The following is a 19,832-nucleotide window of genomic DNA, read 5'->3' as shown; positions in this document are numbered from 1 at the left end:
GTGGCAGGGTAGGAGCCTCGGGGTGGTAGCTGCTCAAGAGTCAAAACCACTGAGGGTTATTTGCATCATGATGGCATATGTTGTTTGGTAGCAGTCTCGATGTATTTGCGCTATATTCTAGTTAAGCGCGAGTTTGTGTGCGCTTTCTCAGGGAGAATACATGCGGTCAAGCATGAGGTGGCTGTTCCTGGCGGTAGCGCTATCGAGTGGGCTCGTGACAGCTGAGGAGCCGAACGAAGTCTCGGGGACGTGTACCGGAATCGTGACGGATGAGACGGACCCGAAACTTCGAGAGTATCTCGCGCGACCTGATGTGTCCGTCTACCAGGTAGGGGAGACGAGGACCGTGCGGGTGTCGAAGGACAAGACGGTCTCGACTGTGGATGTCGTGTGGGTGAACTCCTCTCTCAATGATCCGCTGCCGGAGCCGGGAAAGGTGGAGTGCATCCTTGAGTGCAGCGGACCGTCGTGCAGTGGCTATGGGTGTCAGGCGCATATGAATGGCTCATGTACGCCCTTCAGTTGCTCTGGAAATGGCTGTTCTGGCAAGTGCACGCAGAAGACTGTTAGCGGTGGCCCCCTGCCTGAGTAGCTGCTGACCGTGGTGTTGTGCGTCCATATCAATGCCTTCCCCGGCGACGAGAGGTCGGTCGCCGCGGTGGGCCGGTTCATGAGAGAGCATGCGACGGCCAAGGCGCTCATCCTCGATGCGCGGACCCATCGCGGCGGAGGCCCTCGCGAGATGAACGTCCTGCTGTCCTATCTCTTCGAGCAGGAGGCCCTCCTGGCGTACATGGACACCCCACGGCGCAACCTCGAGCTCGAATGCGGGCCGCCCGGGGACGTCCTGATGCGCGAGGGCCATGGGCCCGAGGGAATCCATCGGCGGGAGCACCGCGTGCACCCCCACACGACGGAGTCACGCCTCTTCGGCGCGCGGGTCTTCTACCTCGTCTCCAGCCGGACCGCGTCCGCGGCCGAGCACCTGGCGCTGGCCCTCCAGCGCACGGAGCGCGCGACCCTGGTGGGCGAGACCACGGCAGGGGCCAATCACTTCGCCTGCCCACAACCGCTCGGGGACGCGCTGGCCGTGGTCCTCCCCGTCGGGCGGACCCTGGACCCCGACACGGGAAAGGACTGGGAGGGCGTTGGCATCACCCCCGACATCCTGGTCCCCGCCGACCAGGCGCTCGAGGAAGTGCTCCAACGCCTCCGGTGAACCGGGCTCCGCGTTCACGCGCACGGACATGTCGGACCCGGGGCGCGGCGTCACGAGAGGGCCGCGATACCGCGCTTCATCGCCATGGTGATTGACCGGAGGAGCCGTGGGTCGCAGCTCCTGCGTGGACTCGGACTGGAGGACCCAGGACGCATCTCGGAAGAGGACCATGCCGCGAATCCACACTGCGCCGGGGCGGCACGGGCCCGCATGGAGACCCGGTGTTGCCCGGCACGTGCGATTCGTGACGACAGTCTCTGGGGGCGCGCCTTCGCCGTGCGTTGCGGCCTGAAGACAACCTTCAACAGGAACGGCAACCGCGCGCCTCCCACAATGAGCAGGAGGCGCGCGACCGGACGTTCAGTACACCACCACCGAGGCGTAGACGCTGGTGCCGTTCGTGTACGCCACCAAGGCGCCGCCGTTCGACGGGAGCGCGGCGACCGCGGGCACGTTGCCCGGCCCGATGGTCCTGGCGTCCGTGGGCTGAATCAACGTCGCCCCCACGAGCATCCGGTCCAACTGGATGTTGCCCGTCCCCCGCTGCGTGACGATGTAGCCGTTGCCGAGTGCGTCCGCGTCAATCGACCGGACCGGAGCCGGAGAGACATCCGTGGGCAGGCCCGTCACCTGGATGCTCGTCCCCGGCGCGGACACCGGGATGACATCCACGTTGTCGTCCCCGAAGGAGCCCGTGACGTAGATGAACCCGTTGGAGCCCGTCCAGTCCGAGAAGAACGCCTGCCCCGGCGGCGAGCTCTGCGGACCGAAGCTCGTCCCCTGATCGCTGCTCCGACGGATGCGGAACGTCGGGTCATCGCTCACCGAGAAGACATCGCCGCTGATCTTGTCCACGAGTACGTCGAAGAAGGCATTGTTCTGGTCCACGTCCGTCACGCTGAAGTCGCCCGTGCCGCGCGCGAAGTTGCGCAGGACGCGCACCCCCGTGCCGCCTCGTGAGACGGCGACGTAGACCGCGTCGCCTGTCGAATCCAGGCTGACGGTGGGGTTGCCCGCGTTGCCGAGGTTTCGCGGTGCCTCCCAGCTCGTCCCCGCGTCCACGGTCCGGGTGAACAGCAGCGAGCCCGCGCTCGTGGCCGCCACATACGCGGTCCCCGTGGGGCCGCCCTCGATGGCGACCTCCGCCGCGTCGGTGATGCCCAGCGGCGTCGGCCCTACCCAGGTGAAACCCCGGTCCGCGCTCACGCTGACATGGACCGAGCCACCGCAGAGCATGACGACGTAGAAGCGCCCCAGGGCGTCCACCGCGGCCTTGCGGCCCGTGTTCGAATTGGCCGTGGTGCAGTTCAGCGTCCCGCTGATGAGCGTGGGAGGAATGTTCGAGAAGGCGTCCAGCTGGCACTCGGCGTCGCAGCCATCTCCCGGCGTCGTCCCGCCATCATCGCACTGCTCTCCCGCCGCGCTGTCGACCAGTCCGTCGCCGCACACCTCCAGGCCCTGACAGTCCGCTCGACAGCCATCGCCCGCGGCCCGGTTGCCGTCGTCGCACACCTCACCCGAGTCGACGAAGCCGTCACCGCAGACCGGCGGCCCCCGGACGGTGATGCTGACGGTGGCCGTGTTCGACGTCAGCACGCCGTCGTTGGCCGTGAAGGTGAACGCGTCCGTCCCCTGGTAGTCCGCGTTCGGCGTGTAGAGCAGCTGGGCCCCCGTCCCGGACAAGGTCCCGTGGGCGGGCGGCGTCGTCACCGTGAAGCCCAGCACATCCCCGTCCACGTCCGTGGCCACCACGGTGACGGGCGTCGACGTGTTGTGGTTCACCGTCACCGCCGCGGAGGTCGCCACGGGCGCGTCGTTGACCGGCGTCACCGTGACGGTGACGGTGGCCCTCGCCTGCTTCTTCCCGTCCGAGACCGTGACCTGGAACGCATCCGTCCCGTTGAAGTTCGCGTTCGGGGTGTACGTCACCACGGCTCCCGTGCCCGTGAGCGTGCCATGGTCGGGCAGGGTGAACGTGTAGCTCAGCGCGTCGCCATCCGGATCCGCCGCGGGGAGGGTGATGTCCACCGCGGTGTCCTCGGGGGTGGTCGTCTGGACGGGCTCGACGGTGGGGGCGCGGTTGTTGTCGCAGACGCTCGGCTGTCCCGTGCAGGTGTAGCCCGGCTCGACCTCGCAGACACTGCTGCAGCCGTCTCCGGAGTGCTGATTGCCGTCGTCACAGACTTCGTACCCGTCCAGCACGCCGTCCCCACAGATGACCCGCAGCGACGTCTCCACCGCGTCCACCAGATACACGGCGAGCGCCCCCTTCAGGCGCACGTAGCGATAGGGCACGTTCCCAGGGTACCTCGCCACCGCGATATGGGTCCCCAGGCCCAGCTCGACCAGGTGCAGCGGGCTGGAGCCGATGAAGGTCCCATCCGCCTTCAGGAAGTCCACCTGGGCCACCAGCGCCAGCGACAGGCCCTGGTAGTAGACGCGCAGGTCCCCGGTCCCTTCTTCACCCTGGCCCAGGTCCAGCACCAGCGCTGCGTTGAGCAGGCCCAGCAGGGTCGCCGCCCTCCCGTCCGGAGCGCCCAGCGCCGCGCTCGCGTTGAGCACCGCCGCGTTGGTGCCCGACGCCACCGCGTCCGCATACGGGTCCCACGTCAACGCCGCCTCCCCGGATTGCGACATCCCGGGCTCCGGAGCACGGACCTGCTCCTCCACCACGGGTTCCGCACCGCACGCCGCCAGCGACAGGGCCAGCGTCACGCCGAGCCCCCATGACCACGTCATCCCAGGACCACTTCGCATCGATGGACTCCCCCCGAGGAGCAAGATGATGCCCGGAATGGACCATCCCCCTCGTGGATTGAACGACAGCTCTTCTTGCGACCGACGTCTCGTCGCGCAATACATGAATGGCCAACGTCCTCCGGCCACCAGCCGCCAGGCACTCGAGTGCCATCGACACATGTCAACGACAGGTGTCGACAGCGCTTCGCGTTCTCAGGGGCTCGCTTCAGACATGCTCGTGACGGGGCCTTCAGTGACCCTGACCAGGAGCGGCTCGGAGACGACCCGGCGGCTCATAGCGCATTGCCTGTCGTGATACCAGGAATACCGTCAATTCTCGGGCGCTAGGGCAGACATCCGGCATCCTCGGCCTGACGTCACGACCCCGCTCCTGACACGTCAAATCCTTCCATTGACATGTCAAACCACGCGGCGTGGACCCAGGCCGCGAACGGGGTCGCCCGGCCCGTGCTTCTTCATCTCCGGGTGTGAGGTTTGCAGTGCGGACTCCCGCCCGACGACCCGGGCCCTACCGGAGATGACCGATGATGCCTCGCCGCTCCTTGTCCTTCCTCGCACTGGGAAGCTGCCTCTTGATGTCTGGCGCTGAAGCGCAGACGCCTCCCTCCCAGGCGCCCGCGAATGCGTGCTACCTGTGGAAGGGGCGCGGGGGCAATCCCACGCAGAGCTACATGGTGACCCACGCCAGCTGCCGCCCCTGGAATCGCAACCACGGGTGGAGCTTCATCCAGACGAACAATGGGGTGGACTACTATCGCGGAACCTTCGAGGGCGCGGCGGCCACGCCCTCGCTCTGGGCTGTCTACGCGGACTTCGGCTCCGCGGTCCTCACCACCCAGGCGGACTACGACGCCTTCATCGCCAACACCCGGTTGTCCGGCTCCTGCGCGGACTGTCTGCCGTAACCGCGGAGCCTCGGTGCTGGTGGGGCCGCCAGGCGTGGCCTCCCTTCGAGATGAGGCGCCGAGGGTTCCTCGAGCCTCATCGGCCGCCTCGGCCTGTCGCCGCACAACGGGCTTCGCACCCGGGCCGGGAGTGTGCACCGGGCTGCACATGCCAGGCACCACGTCGCGTGAGCGCGCCGCGCATCCGCTGGAAACTCCTCGGGGCTCGGAGGGGCTCCTGGCTTGCAGTGGCGCATGCGCATGTTCGTCATCACGGCACGACTCCTGTCGACATCGTCCTTGCTGTTTTCACTGCTGTTCCTCTCCCCGCGCCTCGCGCTCGCGTCCAGCGAGGGCTCCGGGGCCGCTGAAGCGCCCCTTCCGGATGGAGCCACGAGCATTCCGCCTCGGGAGGCGGCCCCGTCATCCGACGCAGCGGCGCTCGCGGCGCTTCGCACGAGTGCCCGCATCGCGGTGGAGATTGGCGCCATGTCCGTGACCTCCTTGTCGATGGGGCTCCCCGGCTTCTTCGTGGGCAATGCGTCTTGTCAATCCCGCTCGGGAATCGGTGCGTGCATCGACAATGCAGCTGCGGGCTTCCTCGTGGGCGCCGCCGTGGGCGCGCCCATCGGCATCATGTGGGGATCACGCATCCTGGATGGAAAGGGGACGTGGAGCGGAACGCTCCTGGGGGCCGGGGCCGGCGCGGGGACAGGCGCCGTGGTGTCTCTGTTCCTGGTGGAGAAGGGCGACTTCATCATCGTTCCTTCGGTCGCCCTGGTGGGCTCGGTCCTGGGGTCCTTCGTGGGCCATGAGCTGTCCCATGCCGCCAACAGCGCGCCGCCGGCCCCCTCGGACGTCCACCTGCAACCCCTGGTCTCGGTGACCCAGGGCGGGATGACGTTGGGGTTGGGCGGCCGGTTCTGAGCGCCGCCTCACAGGCGGTAGACGAGCACGTCCTGGTTCGAGGGGCTCATCCACACGATGGCGTCCAGGCTGGGGAAGTCGATGGCCCGGCGCCGCGCGATGCCGCTGTGCAGGGCGGGGGCGGCATTGGCGAACGTCTTGGGCCGCGGCGTCGCGGGCGTGGTCCTCCGGTAGACAGTTTCGCTGACATGCGCGTGAGGCCCCCAGGGCTCGGGGGCGCGCGAATTCATTCGGAGGGCTTGCGTGGAGCGGGGCTATCCTCCCTGCAGGGGCAGGGGGCAGGCGGAGACCTGCCAAGAAGCGCAATCCTGTTGCAGTCATTGCGTAGGGCCACAGGGGTGTTCTCGCGCAGGAGCTTTCATGCAAGGTCGTTCGGGGCAGAGGCGGATCTTCGGCGTCATCCTTGGTGTCCTCCTCGCGGCGGGGCCCGCGCTGGCGCAGGGCTCGTTGCGCGGGCGCATCGACGCGTTCGTCCAGGCGGAGCAGAAGCGTCAGGGCGTGGTGGGGCTCGCGGTGGGCGTGGTGCACAATGGGCGCGTCGTGCTCGCGAAGGGGTACGGCTCCGCCGACCTGGAGCACCGCGTCCCCGTGGGGACGGACACGCTCTTCCAGTCGGGCTCGGTGGGGAAGATGTTCACCGCCATGGCGGTGATGGCGCAGGTGGAGGCGGGCAGGGTGTCGCTGTCCGACTCCATCACGAAGCACTTCCCGGACGCCCCCGCGTCCTGGGCGCCCATCACCGTGCGCCACCTGTTGACGCACACGTCCGGCATCCAGGACCTGGAGGGGAAGCTCGACGAGCGCAAGGACTACACGGACGAGGAGTTCGCGCGGTTCATCTACACGCTGCCCCTGGAGTTCCCGGCGGGCCTGCGCTTCAGCTACAGCAACTCCGGCTATGTCCTGCTGGGCCTGCTGGTGAATCGCATCACGGGCACGACGTATGTCGATGTCCTGGACGCGAAGGTCTTCAAGCCCGCGGGCATGAAGACGGCGCGCGGCATCAGCGAGGCCGACATCATCCCCAACCGCTCGTCCGGTTATCAGTTGGTGAAGGGCACGCCCAAGCACCAGACCTGGGTGTCCCCGTCACTCAACACGACGGGAGACGGAGCGCTCTACTTCTCCGTGAAGGACCTGCTGGCGTGGGACACCGCCGTGCGAAAGCGCGCGCTCTTGAGCGAGGAGAGCTGGCGCGAAATCCTCTCACCGGTGCGGCTCAACAGCGGCGCCACGCATCCCTATGGGTTCGGCTGGCAGGTTTTGGAGCGCAATGGCAAGCCGCTGCACCAGCACGGTGGCGCGTGGCAGGGCTTCCGCGCCAACTACTCTCACTACGTGGGGGACTCGCTGTCCATCATCGTGCTGGCGAACACGGCGCAGGCCAGCCCCGGGCGATTCACCGAGGGCATCGCCGCCATCGTCAACTCGGCGCTCGGCCCGCCGAAGCTCGCCACCATCGAGGACACCGAGCCGCAGGTCACCGCCCAGCTGACGGCGTTCCTCGAGGAGGTGAGGGCGGGGACGGTGGACAAGGCCCGCTTCGCCTACGCGCCGCCGTGGCTCGCCTCGGAGGCGCTGCCGCACTTCACGCAGCGCCTGAAGAAGCTGGGGCCCACGGGGAAGTTGCGGCTCGCCCAGCGAGAGGTGGTGGGCGATGACCGCGTCTACACGTACCTGGTGGACTTCGGCACCGACACCTACGTGTACAAGGTGTCGCTCATCCCGGATGGCCGCGTGTCCCTGTTCGGCATGAACGAGCTGAAGAAGTAGCGAAGGCCCTGGAGGCCCATGCGGCCAGCGGGTTGGTCCCCGGGGCGGTGCTATGACATTGGGCGCATCCGCCGCGTGGCAGTGGCCGCCGCGATGCTCCTGGTCGTCGCGAGCGCCCTCGGGCAGGTGGCATTGGCTCGCTTGACGCTCCCGATGAAGCACTGCACCTGGGCTCCAGGCTGGTTGTTGCTCATGCCCACCGAGACGCTGTTGGTGTCGTCACCCGACACGAAGAACAGCGACGCCAGCCCCTGCTTCGCGTTGGTGCCGGGCACTCGCACCGTCACGGGCGCCTCGCTGTTCTTCCACACGACGGTCAGCGTGGCGCCGGTCTCGTTCTGCGCGCTGTTGTAGAAGAAGAGCGCATGGAGCAGATCCTTGTTGAGTCCGCCCGCGCAGCTCGCGGTGTCGCCTTGGGACAACGTCAGGATGTGGCCGTCGTTCCATTGATAGGAAGCCATTGCTCTCTCCAGGAGTGGGGACCGGCGTGTCGCTCACGCCGAGCCTGTCGAGAGCAGGACATGTGCCACGCACCCCGACGGCCCCGTGGAGGGCGGCCTCGAAGACCTGGCGTGTCGACGACATGTCCACGGCATGTCCTGGACACACTCCCTGGAGCTACCCGCGCATTCGCGGAGGGTGAGTCTCACCGTGTGAGACGGCAGGCGGAGCCGGGCTGCATTTCCCTGCGCGTCCAACAGGGCTGGCTTGGAAAGCCTGACTCCCAAATGAGGCGGTGTCGCGGAGAGTGTTTCGGGGTCGAAAAATCGCCCGCACTCCTTTATAGGTGACCGAACGTTCGCTGAGGCTCGTGCCCCGGTCGGCCCGCTGGGAGTCGTCCCCTGAAGTACTCGCACTCATTGGTCTTCCCCACGCACACCCTGTCCTGGCTGGCGGGGGGACTCGTCCTCATCTACTTCGCGCTCGCGATGATGCTCACGCCCTCGGGCATCCATCTGCTGCCCGCGGACATGGTGAAGGGGATGGTGCGCAGTCAGACGGGGTTCGCCTTCGCGCTGCTCGGCATCCCGTGTGGGCTCTATCTGATTCTCTGGCGCGCGGGCGACCTGTTCGCGTGGCTGCTCTCGCCGAACTCGCTGGTGCTCGACGCCCGCGGCATCCACGTGGGCAAGAAGTCCGTCCTGTGGCGCGACATGACGAGCATCGTGCGCGAGCACAACAACGAGTGCCTCATCCTCGCGCACCGCGACAGCAAGTACCGGCTGCGGCTGCACCTGTGGAGTGACTCGGACGAGTTGGAGGCCGTGGTCACCCAGCAGGTCGTCTCCATGCTGCTGCCGGCCATCCGTCGCCAGGTGGCTCGCGGCGAAGAGGTGCGCTTCGGTCCGCTGTGGATCCGCGCCGAGGGGCTGGTCTTCAAGAAAAAGCTCATCGAGTGGGAGGACATCGAGTCGCTGCGGCTGCAGGACGACTTCGAGCAGGGCGTCTCCACTCGGGAGCTGCACATCCTCGCGAACGGTCGGCTGCACAAGATCGACGAGGAGAAGCTCGTCAACGCGCCCGTCCTGTTCTCCTACCTCTCAGACCGGCTCGCCGGCTGAGCTTTTCGTCCTCACCCCACCGTCAGGCAGCACATCATGGAACTCTACCGATCCGCTCAGTCGAAGGCGAAGTCGAACCAGCCCCAGCATTTCTACTACTCGCGCACGAAGCTCATCATCGGCACCGTCATCTGGGTGGTGGCCACGGCGTTCTTCGGCTACCTCGCGTTCGCCGCGCGTGACAAGGGCGCCGCCGTGCTCGCCATCGCCGGGCTCATCCTGTTCGGCTGTCTGGTGATGCTGGTCAACTGCATCAAGCCGATGGTGCTGGGCAAGATGGACCAGCCCGGGCTCACCATCGGCCACGACGGCATCCACTTCGCGGATGGCGTGCACATCGCCTGGGAGCACATCGAGGAGAACACCTACCTCGACCAGTCGTACATGGGCATCCCCATCGGGAAGTTCGTGGTCATCAAGACCACGCTGAAGAAGCCCAAGGGCAAGCAGTACCGCGTGGCCGCGCTCGACATGTCGAGCGACGAGTACCTGGCCACCTGCGACCGCTACAGCCAGCGCTGAAGCCCTCGCTCGCCTCCTGTCTCCAGGCGGCCGGCCGTCCCCGTGTGCGCGTGGCACGGGGCGCTTCGTGTCGCTTGGGGGGACCGGCCCTCCGGTCTACCCTCGGGGCATGGTGCGTCCTGAAGGACGAGAAAGAGGAGCACGTCCATGCTCCACCAGACCTGCGGGTGAGAGTCCCGTCCGGGTAGACACCGGAGTGCCCGGTAGCAGGCCCCAGCCGGTCGCCGAGAGGCGGCAGGCCACAGCGGGGCGTCAAAAGCCTCCGACAGGGAGGGAGCAAGAGCACGGGCCGCAACATGAAGTGAAGCCTGCCGCCTCGACAGAGACACAATGGGAGAGCCGAGCCGAGCATGTCACGGTGAAGGCCAGGTCCGCTGCGGACGAGTCCGGGTGTGAAGCAGCGGAACTCCCCGGGGTATGGGGCGCGGCACGTGTTCAAGGAGTGGTGGGGAACAGGAGAGACCCGACTGCGCAGCCGTCGTCGCGGCAGGGCCCCGCGTATAAGCCGAAGGCGAAAGCGAGGGGAGTGCAGCGGGAGTCCGAGGGGGCCGTAGTACCGATGAGGGGCGTGCAGGACAACGCGCCCGGAGGGAAGGGCCCCTGCTTGAGTGGTGCTTGGGTGGGAGGTAAGAGCGAGGGCATGAGCCGCCACGGCGGCTCCAATCTCCCCGGTGGACCAGAGTCCACCGACAAAGTTCGACGACTCCAGCGCAAGCTCTTCGTGGCAGCCAAGCGGTGCAAGGAGCGCCGTTTCCATGCGCTGTATGACCGAGTCCACCGGAGTGACGTCCTGTGGGAAGCGTGGGAGCGGGTTCGACGCAACAAGGGCGCGGCTGGCGTGGATGGAGTCACGCTGGCGGCGGTGGAGCGGTACGGCGCGCAGCGGCTGGTAGAGGAGCTGGGCGAGGTGCTGCGAGCAGGAGCGTACAGGCCGCCCGCGGTACTGAGGCGGTACATCCCCAAGGCGGACGGGAAGCGAAGGCCGCTGGGCATTCCGGCGGTGAAGGACCGCATCGTGCAGATGGCGGTGAAGTTGGTGCTGGAGCCGGTATTCGAGGCGGACTTCCTGCCGTCCTCGTATGGCTTCCGGCCTCGCCGAAGCGCGTTGCAGGCCCTGGAGCGCATCCGGGAGGTAGTCAATGCCGGATGTCGCCACGTGCTCGACGCGGATATCCGCGATTACTTCGGCAGCATCGAGCATGAGCTGCTGATGGAGCGGGTGGAGCGACGGGTGTCGGACCGCAGGGTGCTCAAGCTGCTGAGGCAGTGGCTGAGTGCGGGAGTGGTAGAAGAGGGCCGGTACTCCGAGACGGTCTCGGGGACGCCGCAGGGCGGAGTGGTTTCTCCGTTGCTCTCCAACATCTACCTGCACTTCTTCGACAGCGTGTGGCAGCGGCAGTGCGCGCGGGTAGGCGAGCTGGTGCGCTACGCGGATGACTTCGTGGTGCTGTGCAAAAGCCGCGAAGCTGTCGAGGAGGCTGAACGAAGAGTGCGAATCATCTTCGAGAGGCTGAAGCTACGACTGCATCCGGAGAAGACGCGGCGAGTGGAACTCACCGAGGGCAAGGAAGGCTTCGACTTCCTGGGCTGTCACCTGCATCAACGCATGTCGGGCAAGCTGCTGGAGGAGCGTGGCCTCAAGCGCTACTACCTGCACAGATGGCCGTCAGCGCGGAGCATGAAGCGGGTGAGGGCCCGGGTGAAGGAGCTGACGAGTCGTCAGCGGTATGGGGTGAAGGACGTGCGAGTCATCATCGCCGACCTGAATCCGGTGCTGCGAGGGTGGGGCAACTACTTCCGCAGCGGGAATGCAGCCCGGAAGTTCAATCAGCTCGACTCCTACGTGTGCAGGCGGCTGCACCAGTTCATGGTGAAGCGCAGGGGAAGGAACCTGCGAGCCGGACAGGCTCACGAGTGGAATCGGGAATGGTTCTGGGGACAGGGGCTCCACCGATTGCGTGGGACGATTCGCTACCCGAAACCGTGCATGCTGCACGACAACACTCTCGTTAAGCCGTATGCGGGAAAACCGCACGTACGGTTTGAAAGGAGGCGGGTGGAAACGGGCCGCTGACCGGTACCGCGCCACCCATCTACCAATGAGCTCCGAGCACCGCACCGCGATTCTCGACGCCGCCACGGACAGCTTCTCCCGGCTCGGCTTCAAGAAGACCTCCATCGAGGACATCGCGAAGCGCGCGGGCATCGGCAAGGGGACCGTCTACCTCCACTTCGAGAGCAAGGAGGCCCTGCTCGGCGCCGTCATCGACCGCAACCGGGGCGAGGCGCTCGTCCACCTGGAGGCCGCGGTGCGCAGGGCGGCGACTCCGGAAGCGAAGCTGCGCACGTTCATCGAGGTGCGCGAGGCGCAGCTCACGCGCGTCACGCGGACGCTCTCGCTCCCTGAAACCGCGATGCTGGAGTTCATCCCCGTCGCCGAGCCCTTCCTCCGGGAGGAACGGGCGCGGGAGCTCGCGCTGCTGGAGTCCATCATCGTCGAGGGGAAGGCGCGGGGGGCCTTCGTCGTCCGCGAGCCCCGGAGCGTCGCGATGGGGCTGTTGGCCGGGCTCCACGGCATCACCGGAATGCTCCTCACGTCAGCGGAGGGCGCCGGTCAGCGTGCGGCGCTCTCGGAGATGCTCGAGCTGGTGCTTCGTGGGCTGACGATGCGGTCACCCGTTTCCGATGACACTTCATCGCGAGGGTGAGTGGGGCGGGGCACATCGAACTGCCGGGCCTCGCGCGTTAGAGTCGCGCGGCTGTCCGTCCAAGCCGGGGGTACGCACATGAAGCCGTCGGGAGTCATGTTGGCGTTGTTCGTCGCGCTTTCGTTCATCGGATGTGGTGGGACGGAACTGGAGCCCGGCTCCGCGGCGCCTTCGGAGGAGGGCGCGACGCATTCCCAGCTCGCCGTCTGTTCCGTGTCGTGTCCCGGGTCCACGTCCGTGTCGTGCTCGGGGACGACGTGCTCGGGCACGGACGGGCAGGGCGTCACGTGTGATGGGGTGTTCACGGCGTGCTCCCAGTCCGCCTGCTCGGGGCTGCCCGCGTGCAGCCAGTATGCGAACCAGTCCTGCCTGCGCAGTCAGATTGGGACGCAGATGGCATGCTGCAGTGGCAGTGGCTTCGCGGACGCGTTGCTGTGCTCGGCGTATTCGAGCTCGCCCACGGGCGCGCGGTGGCTCTACTTCTGAGGCCCTTGGGGTGAGCGTGCGCGGGAGCTTCGGGTCGTGACGTCGCGCCGCATGTGGCTCCCGCGGCAGGGGCGCGCGGTGGGAGTGGACTGGAGTGGCGCGGTCCACGCCCACCGGAAGGTCTGGGCCGCCACCGTGGAGTTCGAGGCGGGGCGGGCGAGGCTCGTGTCGCTCGTGCGCCCGTTCTCCTCCGGAGGCGCGCTCGTGGTGGCGGAGGGGCTGGGGCCCTGGTTGTCGTCCCACGGCGCCGACGTGGCCGGGCTCGACTTCTGCTTCAGCCTGGAGGCGAGCCAGCTCCAGCGCCTGGGGCTCCCCGTGACGGGGCCCTCGCGGTTGGGGGCCGCGGTGGCGAAGGCGCATGCCTCGGCTGAAGCGTTCAGGGACGCGGTGGGGCCGGAGAAGAAGCGCGTCACGGACCTGACGTGCTCGGCGCCGTTCGCGCCCACGAACCTGCGCATGTTCAGACAGACGTACTGGGGCCTGCGTGCGCTCGCGGGCTGGCGCGGGGCCGTTCCTCCGTGGAGCATGCACCCCGGGCCGGCGGTGGTGGAGGTGCTCCCCGCGGAGGTCGTCCGCTGGTTGGGATTGCCCAGGACATACAAGGGCCGGGACTTCGCCGAGCGCCGCCGCGACCTCCTCCGATGCGTTCGTGCATCCACCGGGCTGGTCATCTCCACCCGCGACCAGCTCACCCTGGTCTCCGACGCGGATGGCGACGCGCTCGATTCGCTCCTCGCGGCGCTGTCGGCCGCGTCGGCCTGGGCCTCGGGGTTCAGTGGGGCTCCCGCCTCCGTGGTGCGCTCGGGAGAAGGGTGGATCTACCCGGTACAGGAGCGCCCCGGCCCATAGCGCCCCGAGGAGACGCGCGGCACTCGCAACCGACGAGGTCCTCCGTCCCCACGCCGCGAGGGGCGCTCCGGCTCGGAGCGCGCGCGCCGCAGCTCACCAGGGGCGGCCTTGGTCTGTGCCAGGTCGGAGCGATGAGGACCTCGAGGCTCGGCGTGCCGCTCGCGGCAGGGCTTCTGTGGACGCCATGCTGGCACGAGCCGCTCGGCTTCATCAGCTCGGGGCGCGCAGCTTGCGCGTGGCCTGCAGCTCCGTGGGCGCGGCCTCCACTGGCGCCACCAGCTGGGTGGGGACGAGCTCCACCGGAGCCACCCCGGGCGCGCGCGACTGGAGCGCCTCCACCTGCTCGGGCGTGGGGTCGCTCAAGTCCGCGAGCGCGCACTCATGCGCGTACTTCTCCACGAAGTCCTCGCGCAGCCACCGCGCCAGATTCACCGCAGGCAGCGCGTGCCTCAGCCCCTCCAGCGCCAGCTCCATCTGCCGCGCATCCTCGAAGCGCCGCGCGGGCATGGGGTGCAGCGCCCGGTCGACGATGGCCCGCAGCTTCCGGTTCACCTCGGCCGCCTCGGGCCCATCCCACAGCGCGCGCTGCTGGAGGCTCATGCCGATGCCCGGCAGCTCACCCCACAGCAGCTCATGCAGCACGCAGCCGAGCGCATACACATCCCCGGACACCGTCGCCGGGGCGCCCGCCCTCCGCTCGGGCGGCATGTACGCGACCTTGCCGATGACATCCCCCTCCTGGGTGAGGTGGCTCAGCGCGGGCACGGACGCGGTGGACACGGACGACTCCTGCGGCGCGCCCAGCCCGTGCGCGATGCCGAAGTCCACCACCTTCACCACGCCGTCGAACGTCACCACCAGGTTGTCCGCGCTGATGTCCCGGTGGATGACGCCGCGCTCGTGCGCGTACGCGAGCCCCCGCAGCGCCTGCACGCAGATCTCCACCACCACCTCGAGCGGCACCACGCTCCCGCGCCGCACCTGCCGCGCGAGCTTCAGCGCATTCACGCCGCTCAGGTACTCCATGACGATGAACCACGCGCCGTCGACCTGTCCCAGGTCATGCACGGAGACGATGTTCGGGTGATGCAGCCTGGCCGCCGTACGCGCCTCGCCGATGAAGCGCTGCAGCCGCACCGCGAGGTCCTCGCCCCCCTCGTCGACCATCCGCTTGAGCACCACCAGCCGGTGGAACCCCGCCCGTCCCGTGCGCACCGCGAGCCACACCTCGCCCATCCCGCCACGCCCCAACCGCGACAGGCGCCGGTAGCGGTGGATGCCCGTGCCCAGGTCCGCGCCCCGCAGCGAGCGCGCGGTGAGGATGGCCAGCGCCGTCGTCGCCAGCATCAGGAAGGGAATCCCCACCAGCGTCGTCAAGGACGGCCCCTGCGTCCACCCCAGGTCCACCGCCAGCTCCCGCCCCAGGATGCCGAGCGCGCACAGCGCGGCGAACAGCACCGCCACCGCCATGGCCCCGCGCCGCTTGAGCGCCCGCAGCGCCTCCACCGCCCACGTCCCGCCCACCGTGAAGGCGAGCAACCAGAACATGGGCAACCCCAGGCTGGAGGTCGCCTGGCCCAGCTCCGCGGGCGTCATCCGCACGCTCGCGCTCGAAAGCACCGAGCCCAGCACGTCCACGATGCGCAGCGCGCCGAAGGCCACCGCCAGCGCCACCAACACCTTGCGCCAGGGCGTCAGCGGCAGGTCCAACAGCGCCCACAGCACCCGCAGCAGCGTGTAGGGCAGGGGGATGGCCATCAGCGCGCCCAACAGCAACCAGGGGCGCGTGTCGATGAACAGCCGCCCCGCCTCGTGGCTCGTCACGCCGGTGGAGAAGCTCAGCGCCGCGAAGCCCAGGAAGCTCGTGGCCAGCCACAGCTGCACCCGCTGGGAGCGCACCGCGCCCCACGTCGCCAGGTGCACCAGCGCGAGCACCAGGAAGGCGCCGGCCAATGCCAGATGCAACATCGTGTAGGGCGTCACGACGCGGGAGCCTAGTCCAGGCCTCCCGCTCCTCGCGAATTACGACTTGGACGGGGCTCAAACCAAGCCACCGGGGTGGTCGAGGACCCCCGTGGAAAGGCGCTACTTCTTGCCCGCGACCTTCGCGTACGTGCCCTTGAGGGCGACGCCGATGGCGAAGGTGCCGGCGTGGCACTCGATCTCGGTCGCGTGCTGCAGCTCGTTCTTCTTGTAGTAGCTGACGATGCCGACCACGGCGTTGGCGCCGCGCTTCTTGGCGCCCTCCTGGAGGGCGATGAGCGCGGAGAGGGTGGCCCACTTGCAGCCCTCCTCGTCGGACTTGTTGAGGCCGTTGGTCTTCTTGTTGGAGACGTCCTCGCCCATCTCCTTGACGATGTCGGGCGTCTTGGCGCCGGCCAGGTAGAAGCGCACCGTGCCGTCCAGCTTCTCCTGGGCCTGGGGCATGGCCAGGACTTCCTTGAGCGGAATCATGACCACGGTGTCGCGCGCCAGGGCCGGGGTGGAGACGGTGAGCGCGAGCAGCGACAGCAGCATTGCCTTCTTCATGGAGTTCTCCGTCACTGCCACCGGCGGAAGATCAACGAGGTGTTGATGCCACCGAAGGCGAAGTTGTTCGACATGACGACGTCGGCCTGGATCCTTCGGCCATTTCCCGTCACGTAGTCCAGCGGGGCGCAGCGGGGGTCCACCGACGCTTCATCCAGATGGAGCGTGGGGGCGAACCACTCCGAGCGCATCATCTCCACCGTCATCCACGCCTCCAGCGCGCCGCAGGCGCCCAGCGTGTGTCCCATGTAGCTCTTGAGGGACGAGATGGGCATCCGCTCGCCGAAGACCTGGTTCGTGGCCACGCTCTCCGCCACGTCGCCCGTGTCGGTGGCGGTGCCGTGCGCGTTGACGTAGGCCACCGCGCCCGGCTCCACGCCCGCGTCCTCCAGGGCCAGTCGCATCGCCAGGGCCATGGTCTCCGAGTGCGGCTGGGTGATGTGGCGCCCGTCGCTGTTGGTCCCGTAGCCGATGAGCTCCGCGTAGATGCGCGCGCCCCGGGCCCGGGCGTGCTCCAGCTCCTCCAGCACCAGCGTGCACGCGCCCTCGCCGAGCACCAGGCCGTCGCGCTGGGCGTGGAAGGGGCGGGGCGTCAGCTCCGGGGTGCCGTTGCTCTTCGTGCTGGTGGCGAACAGGGTGTCGAACACGGCGGCGCCGGTGGCATCCAGCTCCTCGGCGCCTCCGGCGAGCATGGCCACCTGCCGGCCCATCTTGATGGCCTCGTACGCGTAGCCGATGCCCTGGCTGCCGGACGTGCACGCGCTCGACGTGGTGATGATGCGCCCGGTGAGCCCGAAGAAGACGCCGATGTTGACGGCGGCCGTATGGGACATGGAGCGCACGTAGGACGTGGCGGTGATGCCCTCGGTGCTCTTGTTCATCAGCATCCGGCCGAAGTCGCCGATGCTCGGCGGCGAGCCGGTGGACGAGCCGTACGACACGCCCATCCTCCCGCTGGAGAGCAGCGCGTCGCCCAGGAGCCCCGCGTCGACGAGCGCCAGCTCACTGGCGCGCGTGGCCAGCAGCGCCACCCGGCCCATGCCGCGCATCGTCTTGCGCGAGTAGGTCTGCGGCGGCAGCTCGAACGGCGCGGTGGGCGCGCCCACCTGGGTGTTGAGCCCCTCGTACTGCTTCCAGTCCTCGATGACCTGCACGGCATTGCGCAGCGACCTGAGCCGGGCCTCCACCTGCGGCCAGTCATGGCCCAGGGGGCTCAGCGCGCCCACGCCCGTGACGACGACCCGCTTCATCCCAGCAGCCCTCCATTCACGGAGATGACCTGCCGCGTGACGTACGCGGCGTCCTCGCTCATCAGGAAGCTCACCGCGGCGGCGACCTCCTCGGGCCTGCCCAGCCGCTTCGCCGGAATCATCTTCAGCGCCTCCTCGACGACGTGCGGCTCCACCATCTCCGTGTCGATGAGGCCCGGCGCCACGCAATTCACCGTGATTCCACGGCTGGCCAGCTCCACCGCCAGCGCCTTCGTGGCGCCGATGATGCCCGCCTTCGCCGCGCTGTAGTTCACCTGGCCCCGGTTGCCCATGAGGCCGGACACCGAGGACAGCGTGACGATGCGCCCGGGCTTGCGCCTGCGCACCAGCGGCATGCTCAGCGGGTTGAGCACGTTGTAGAACGCGTCCAGGTTGGTGTGGATGACCGCGTCCCAGTCCTCCGCGGGCATGGCGGGGAAGGCGTTGTCCCGGGCGATGCCCGCGTTGCACACCACGCCGTAGTAGCAGCCGTGGGCCTCGATGTCCGCGAGCAGCACCTTCTCCGTGTCGGCGCGGTCGGCCACGTCGAAGCGCAGCACCCGCGACGCGCGGCCCAGCTCGCGCACGCCCGCGGCCACCGCCTCCGCCTCCTCCACCTTGGCGCGGCAGTGCACCACGACGTCGAAGCCGTCGCGCGCCAGCCGCAGGGCAATGGCGCGGCCGATGCCCCGGCTGGAGCCCGTCACCAGTACCGTCTTCTCACTCATCCTTGCCCACCTTCGTCAGGTCCACCGAGGCCGGCGGCTGGAACACCGTCAGCGCCGCGGTGGCCACCGTCTCCCCGCCCACGCCCAGGGTGCAGTCGAACTGGCTCATGCCCTCGTCCGTCCAGAATTGTCGGCGGACCTCGATGCGAAGGTGCTCGCCCACCTTGAACGACGGGCGGCTGCACTCGTACTTGCGCGTGCCCAGGAGGAAGCCCATCCGCTGGGGCTGTCCCTGCAGCCGCTGCCGCCAGCCGGCGTAGGCGGCGATGGCCTGGGCCATGAACTCGATGCCCACCCAGCCGCCCACCTCGCCCCCTTCCTGGAAGAGGCAGTCCTCGCGCAGCGTCACCTCGGCCACCAGGCCCTCCTCGTCGCCTTCCACCGCCCTGTCTATCAGCCGCATGCGGTCGGCGTGGGGGACAATCTCCGAGATGTCGAAGGCAATGGGCGTGGGCATCAGGCCGTCCCCAACAGAAGCGCGGCGTTGCTGCCGCCGAAGGCGAAGGAGTTGCTCAGGACATAGCGCGGCGGGCGCCCCAGCGCCGTTCCCGGCTTCACCAGCGCCAGCGCGGGCAGCTCCGGGTCCGCCTCGCCGTCCCACCAGTGGGGCGGAAGCCGCCCGTGGGCGTCGGTGAGCGTCAGCCAGCACAGGGCCGCCTCCAGCGCGCCCGCGGCCCCCAGCGTGTGCCCGGTGAGCGGCTTGGTGGAGCTGCACGGCACGGCCTGCCCCAGGAGCGAGGCCACCGCGCGGCTCTCCATGGCGTCGTTCTGCGGCGTCGCCGTGCCGTGGAGGTTGACGTAGCCCACGTCGGCCTCCGTCACGCCCGCGCGCTCCATCGCCGTCCGCATGGCGACCAGGGCGCCCCGTCCCCCGGGCTCGGGTGCGGAGAGGTGGTGAGCGTCGGAGGACTCGCCCCAGCCCGCGAGCCGCACGGGCCCCGGCTCGCGCGTCATCAGGAACAGCGCCGCGCCTTCCCCGATGTTGATGCCCCGGCGGTGGACGCTCATCGGGTTGCACCGGGCCTCGCTCACCGAGTCGAGCGAGGCGAAGCCCGCCACGGTGAAGGCGCACAGCGCGTCCGCGCCGCCGGTGATGACCGCGTCGGCGATTCCCGAGCGCAGGAGCCGGGCCGCGGTGGCCAGGGACTTGGCGCTGGACGAGCACGCGGTGGAGATGACGAACGACGGCCCGTTCACCCCGAGCACGTGGTTGAGCGCCAGCGCGGGCGAGCCCAATTCCTGTTGTCGCACGTCGAAGTGCGCGGGCAGCTCGCCCGTGGCCTCGCGGACCTTGATGGCGGCCTCGCTCTCGCCGATGCCGGAGGTGCTGGTGCCCAGGACCACGGCCACGCGCTGGGGCCCGTAGCGCAGCAGGGCCTCATCCACGGCGGGACGCACCTGGGCGAGCGCGGTGAGCAGGAGCGCGTTGTTGCGGCTCCGCAGGTGCACCGGCAGCGCGTCCGTGGCCACGAGCGGCGAGGTGACCTGCCCCACGTGCAGCACGCGGGAGGCGAAGTCGGGGCTGGGGGCCACGCCCGTCGGCTGGGCGCCGAAGAGGGCCTGGGCCACCTCGGTGGTGCCATGGCCCAGGGCGCACACCACGCCGAGGTGGTTGAGGAAGACGGGCGGCGTCAC

19 protein-coding genes are annotated in these 19,832 nt (G+C 68.6%); 10 read left to right on the top strand and 9 right to left on the bottom strand.

Annotated features, from left to right (window positions below; translation table 11 throughout):
- The first annotated feature begins 670 nt into the window (after positions 1-670).
- Positions 671-1,219: a S41 family peptidase gene (locus VZQ01_RS02020; protein WP_426746797.1), complete on the top strand. Its 549-nt coding sequence runs from the start codon at positions 671-673 to the stop codon at positions 1,217-1,219.
- Between the two features lie 360 nt (positions 1,220-1,579).
- On the opposite strand, the gene VZQ01_RS02015 is transcribed toward VZQ01_RS02020, so the two are convergent.
- Positions 1,580-3,958, bottom strand: coding sequence for an Ig-like domain-containing protein (locus VZQ01_RS02015; protein ID WP_426746796.1), 2,379 nt, complete (start codon positions 3,956-3,958; stop codon positions 1,580-1,582).
- A 596-nt stretch (positions 3,959-4,554) separates the two neighbouring features.
- Between VZQ01_RS02015 and VZQ01_RS02010 the strand changes: the two genes are divergently transcribed.
- Positions 4,555-4,884 carry a hypothetical protein gene (locus tag VZQ01_RS02010; RefSeq protein WP_426746795.1) on the top strand — a complete coding sequence of 110 codons (330 nt, stop codon included), beginning with the start codon at positions 4,555-4,557 and terminating at the stop codon, positions 4,882-4,884.
- A gap of 468 nt (positions 4,885-5,352) precedes the next feature.
- Entirely contained in the window at positions 5,353-5,790 is a 438-nt protein-coding gene (locus tag VZQ01_RS02005; protein WP_426746794.1) for a hypothetical protein, read from the top strand.
- Positions 5,791-5,798: 8 nt separating this feature from the next.
- Here VZQ01_RS02005 and VZQ01_RS02000 read toward each other — a convergent pair whose 3' ends face one another.
- On the bottom strand, positions 5,799-6,020 hold the full coding sequence (locus VZQ01_RS02000) for a hypothetical protein (RefSeq protein WP_426746793.1): 222 nt from the start codon (positions 6,018-6,020) through the stop codon (positions 5,799-5,801).
- Between the two features lie 130 nt (positions 6,021-6,150).
- Here VZQ01_RS02000 and VZQ01_RS01995 point away from each other — a divergent pair, with 130 nt between their 5' ends.
- Positions 6,151-7,563: a serine hydrolase domain-containing protein gene (locus VZQ01_RS01995; RefSeq protein ID WP_426746792.1), complete on the top strand. Its 1,413-nt coding sequence runs from the start codon at positions 6,151-6,153 to the stop codon at positions 7,561-7,563.
- Positions 7,564-7,613: 50 nt separating this feature from the next.
- On the opposite strand, the gene VZQ01_RS01990 is transcribed toward VZQ01_RS01995, so the two are convergent.
- Entirely contained in the window at positions 7,614-8,024 is a 411-nt protein-coding gene (locus tag VZQ01_RS01990; RefSeq protein ID WP_426746791.1) for a hypothetical protein, read from the bottom strand.
- Between the two features lie 399 nt (positions 8,025-8,423).
- Here VZQ01_RS01990 and VZQ01_RS01985 point away from each other — a divergent pair, with 399 nt between their 5' ends.
- The 6 genes from VZQ01_RS01985 (at position 8,424) to VZQ01_RS01960 (ending at position 13,690) form a co-directional block, all read left to right on the top strand.
- Positions 8,424-9,125 carry a DUF6585 family protein gene (locus VZQ01_RS01985; protein ID WP_223750190.1) on the top strand — a complete coding sequence of 234 codons (702 nt, stop codon included), beginning with the start codon at positions 8,424-8,426 and terminating at the stop codon, positions 9,123-9,125.
- Positions 9,126-9,161: 36 nt separating this feature from the next.
- A complete protein-coding gene (locus VZQ01_RS01980) occupies positions 9,162-9,647 on the top strand; it encodes a hypothetical protein (protein WP_223750189.1) in 486 nt (161 codons plus the stop codon).
- A 640-nt stretch (positions 9,648-10,287) separates the two neighbouring features.
- A complete protein-coding gene (gene ltrA / locus VZQ01_RS01975; RefSeq protein WP_426745732.1) occupies positions 10,288-11,721 on the top strand; it encodes a group II intron reverse transcriptase/maturase in 1,434 nt (477 codons plus the stop codon).
- A 25-nt stretch (positions 11,722-11,746) separates the two neighbouring features.
- A complete protein-coding gene (locus tag VZQ01_RS01970; protein WP_426746789.1) occupies positions 11,747-12,355 on the top strand; it encodes a TetR/AcrR family transcriptional regulator in 609 nt (202 codons plus the stop codon).
- A gap of 78 nt (positions 12,356-12,433) precedes the next feature.
- A complete protein-coding gene (locus VZQ01_RS01965) occupies positions 12,434-12,841 on the top strand; it encodes a hypothetical protein (RefSeq protein WP_426746788.1) in 408 nt (135 codons plus the stop codon).
- A 36-nt stretch (positions 12,842-12,877) separates the two neighbouring features.
- On the top strand, positions 12,878-13,690 hold the full coding sequence (locus VZQ01_RS01960) for a hypothetical protein (RefSeq protein ID WP_426746787.1): 813 nt from the start codon (positions 12,878-12,880) through the stop codon (positions 13,688-13,690).
- A gap of 210 nt (positions 13,691-13,900) precedes the next feature.
- Here the strand turns inward: VZQ01_RS01960 and VZQ01_RS01955 are convergent, their stop codons facing one another.
- From VZQ01_RS01955 to VZQ01_RS01930, 6 genes are all read right to left on the bottom strand, one after another.
- The gene (locus tag VZQ01_RS01955) at positions 13,901-15,673 is read right to left on the bottom strand and encodes a serine/threonine-protein kinase (protein ID WP_426746786.1); all 1,773 of its coding nucleotides are present in this window, start codon (positions 15,671-15,673) and stop codon (positions 13,901-13,903) included.
- 102 nt (positions 15,674-15,775) lie between these two features.
- Positions 15,776-16,219, bottom strand: coding sequence for an excinuclease ATPase subunit (locus VZQ01_RS01950; RefSeq protein ID WP_223750184.1), 444 nt, complete (start codon positions 16,217-16,219; stop codon positions 15,776-15,778).
- Positions 16,220-16,230: 11 nt separating this feature from the next.
- A complete protein-coding gene (locus VZQ01_RS01945; RefSeq protein WP_141325835.1) occupies positions 16,231-17,469 on the bottom strand; it encodes a beta-ketoacyl-ACP synthase in 1,239 nt (412 codons plus the stop codon).
- Positions 17,466-18,197, bottom strand: a complete 732-nt coding sequence (gene fabG, locus VZQ01_RS01940; protein ID WP_223750183.1) for a 3-oxoacyl-ACP reductase FabG — start codon at positions 18,195-18,197, stop codon at positions 17,466-17,468. Before fabG ends, VZQ01_RS01945 begins: the two co-directional genes overlap by 4 nt.
- Positions 18,190-18,654 (bottom strand): hotdog family protein, encoded by a 465-nt coding sequence (locus VZQ01_RS01935; protein ID WP_426746785.1) that lies wholly within the window; start codon positions 18,652-18,654, stop codon positions 18,190-18,192. The genes fabG and VZQ01_RS01935 overlap by 8 nt, the downstream gene beginning before the upstream one ends.
- Positions 18,654-19,832 (bottom strand): beta-ketoacyl-ACP synthase, encoded by a 1,179-nt coding sequence (locus VZQ01_RS01930; protein WP_426746784.1) that lies wholly within the window; start codon positions 19,830-19,832, stop codon positions 18,654-18,656. The genes VZQ01_RS01935 and VZQ01_RS01930 overlap by 1 nt, the downstream gene beginning before the upstream one ends.

Source organism: Myxococcus faecalis, from assembly GCF_050039385.1.
Lineage (GTDB): Bacteria > Myxococcota > Myxococcia > Myxococcales > Myxococcaceae > Myxococcus > Myxococcus fulvus.
The sequence above is the reverse complement of the archived record's forward strand: the minus strand, read 5'-3'. Positions and strand labels throughout refer to the sequence as shown.

Bases quoted from the DNA above. Each gene is read 5' to 3' on its own strand.
- VZQ01_RS01970 (WP_426746789.1), top strand. From the start codon at position 11,747: ATGAGCTCCGAGCACCGCACCGCGATTCTCGACGCCGCCACGGACAGC.
- VZQ01_RS02015 (WP_426746796.1), bottom strand. From the start codon at position 3,958: ATGACGTGGTCATGGGGGCTCGGCGTGACGCTGGCCCTGTCGCTGGCG.
- VZQ01_RS01935 (WP_426746785.1), bottom strand. From the start codon at position 18,654: ATGCCCACGCCCATTGCCTTCGACATCTCGGAGATTGTCCCCCACGCC.
- VZQ01_RS01965 (WP_426746788.1), top strand. From the start codon at position 12,434: ATGAAGCCGTCGGGAGTCATGTTGGCGTTGTTCGTCGCGCTTTCGTTC.
- fabG (WP_223750183.1), bottom strand. From the start codon at position 18,197: ATGAGTGAGAAGACGGTACTGGTGACGGGCTCCAGCCGGGGCATCGGC.
- VZQ01_RS02000 (WP_426746793.1), bottom strand. From the start codon at position 6,020: ATGAATTCGCGCGCCCCCGAGCCCTGGGGGCCTCACGCGCATGTCAGC.
- VZQ01_RS01950 (WP_223750184.1), bottom strand. From the start codon at position 16,219: ATGAAGAAGGCAATGCTGCTGTCGCTGCTCGCGCTCACCGTCTCCACC.
- VZQ01_RS02020 (WP_426746797.1), top strand. From the start codon at position 671: ATGAGAGAGCATGCGACGGCCAAGGCGCTCATCCTCGATGCGCGGACC.
- ltrA (WP_426745732.1), top strand. From the start codon at position 10,288: ATGAGCCGCCACGGCGGCTCCAATCTCCCCGGTGGACCAGAGTCCACC.
- VZQ01_RS01980 (WP_223750189.1), top strand. From the start codon at position 9,162: ATGGAACTCTACCGATCCGCTCAGTCGAAGGCGAAGTCGAACCAGCCC.
- VZQ01_RS01990 (WP_426746791.1), bottom strand. From the start codon at position 8,024: ATGGCTTCCTATCAATGGAACGACGGCCACATCCTGACGTTGTCCCAA.
- VZQ01_RS01995 (WP_426746792.1), top strand. From the start codon at position 6,151: ATGCAAGGTCGTTCGGGGCAGAGGCGGATCTTCGGCGTCATCCTTGGT.
- VZQ01_RS02010 (WP_426746795.1), top strand. From the start codon at position 4,555: ATGTCTGGCGCTGAAGCGCAGACGCCTCCCTCCCAGGCGCCCGCGAAT.
- VZQ01_RS01945 (WP_141325835.1), bottom strand. From the start codon at position 17,469: ATGAAGCGGGTCGTCGTCACGGGCGTGGGCGCGCTGAGCCCCCTGGGC.
- VZQ01_RS02005 (WP_426746794.1), top strand. From the start codon at position 5,353: ATGTCCGTGACCTCCTTGTCGATGGGGCTCCCCGGCTTCTTCGTGGGC.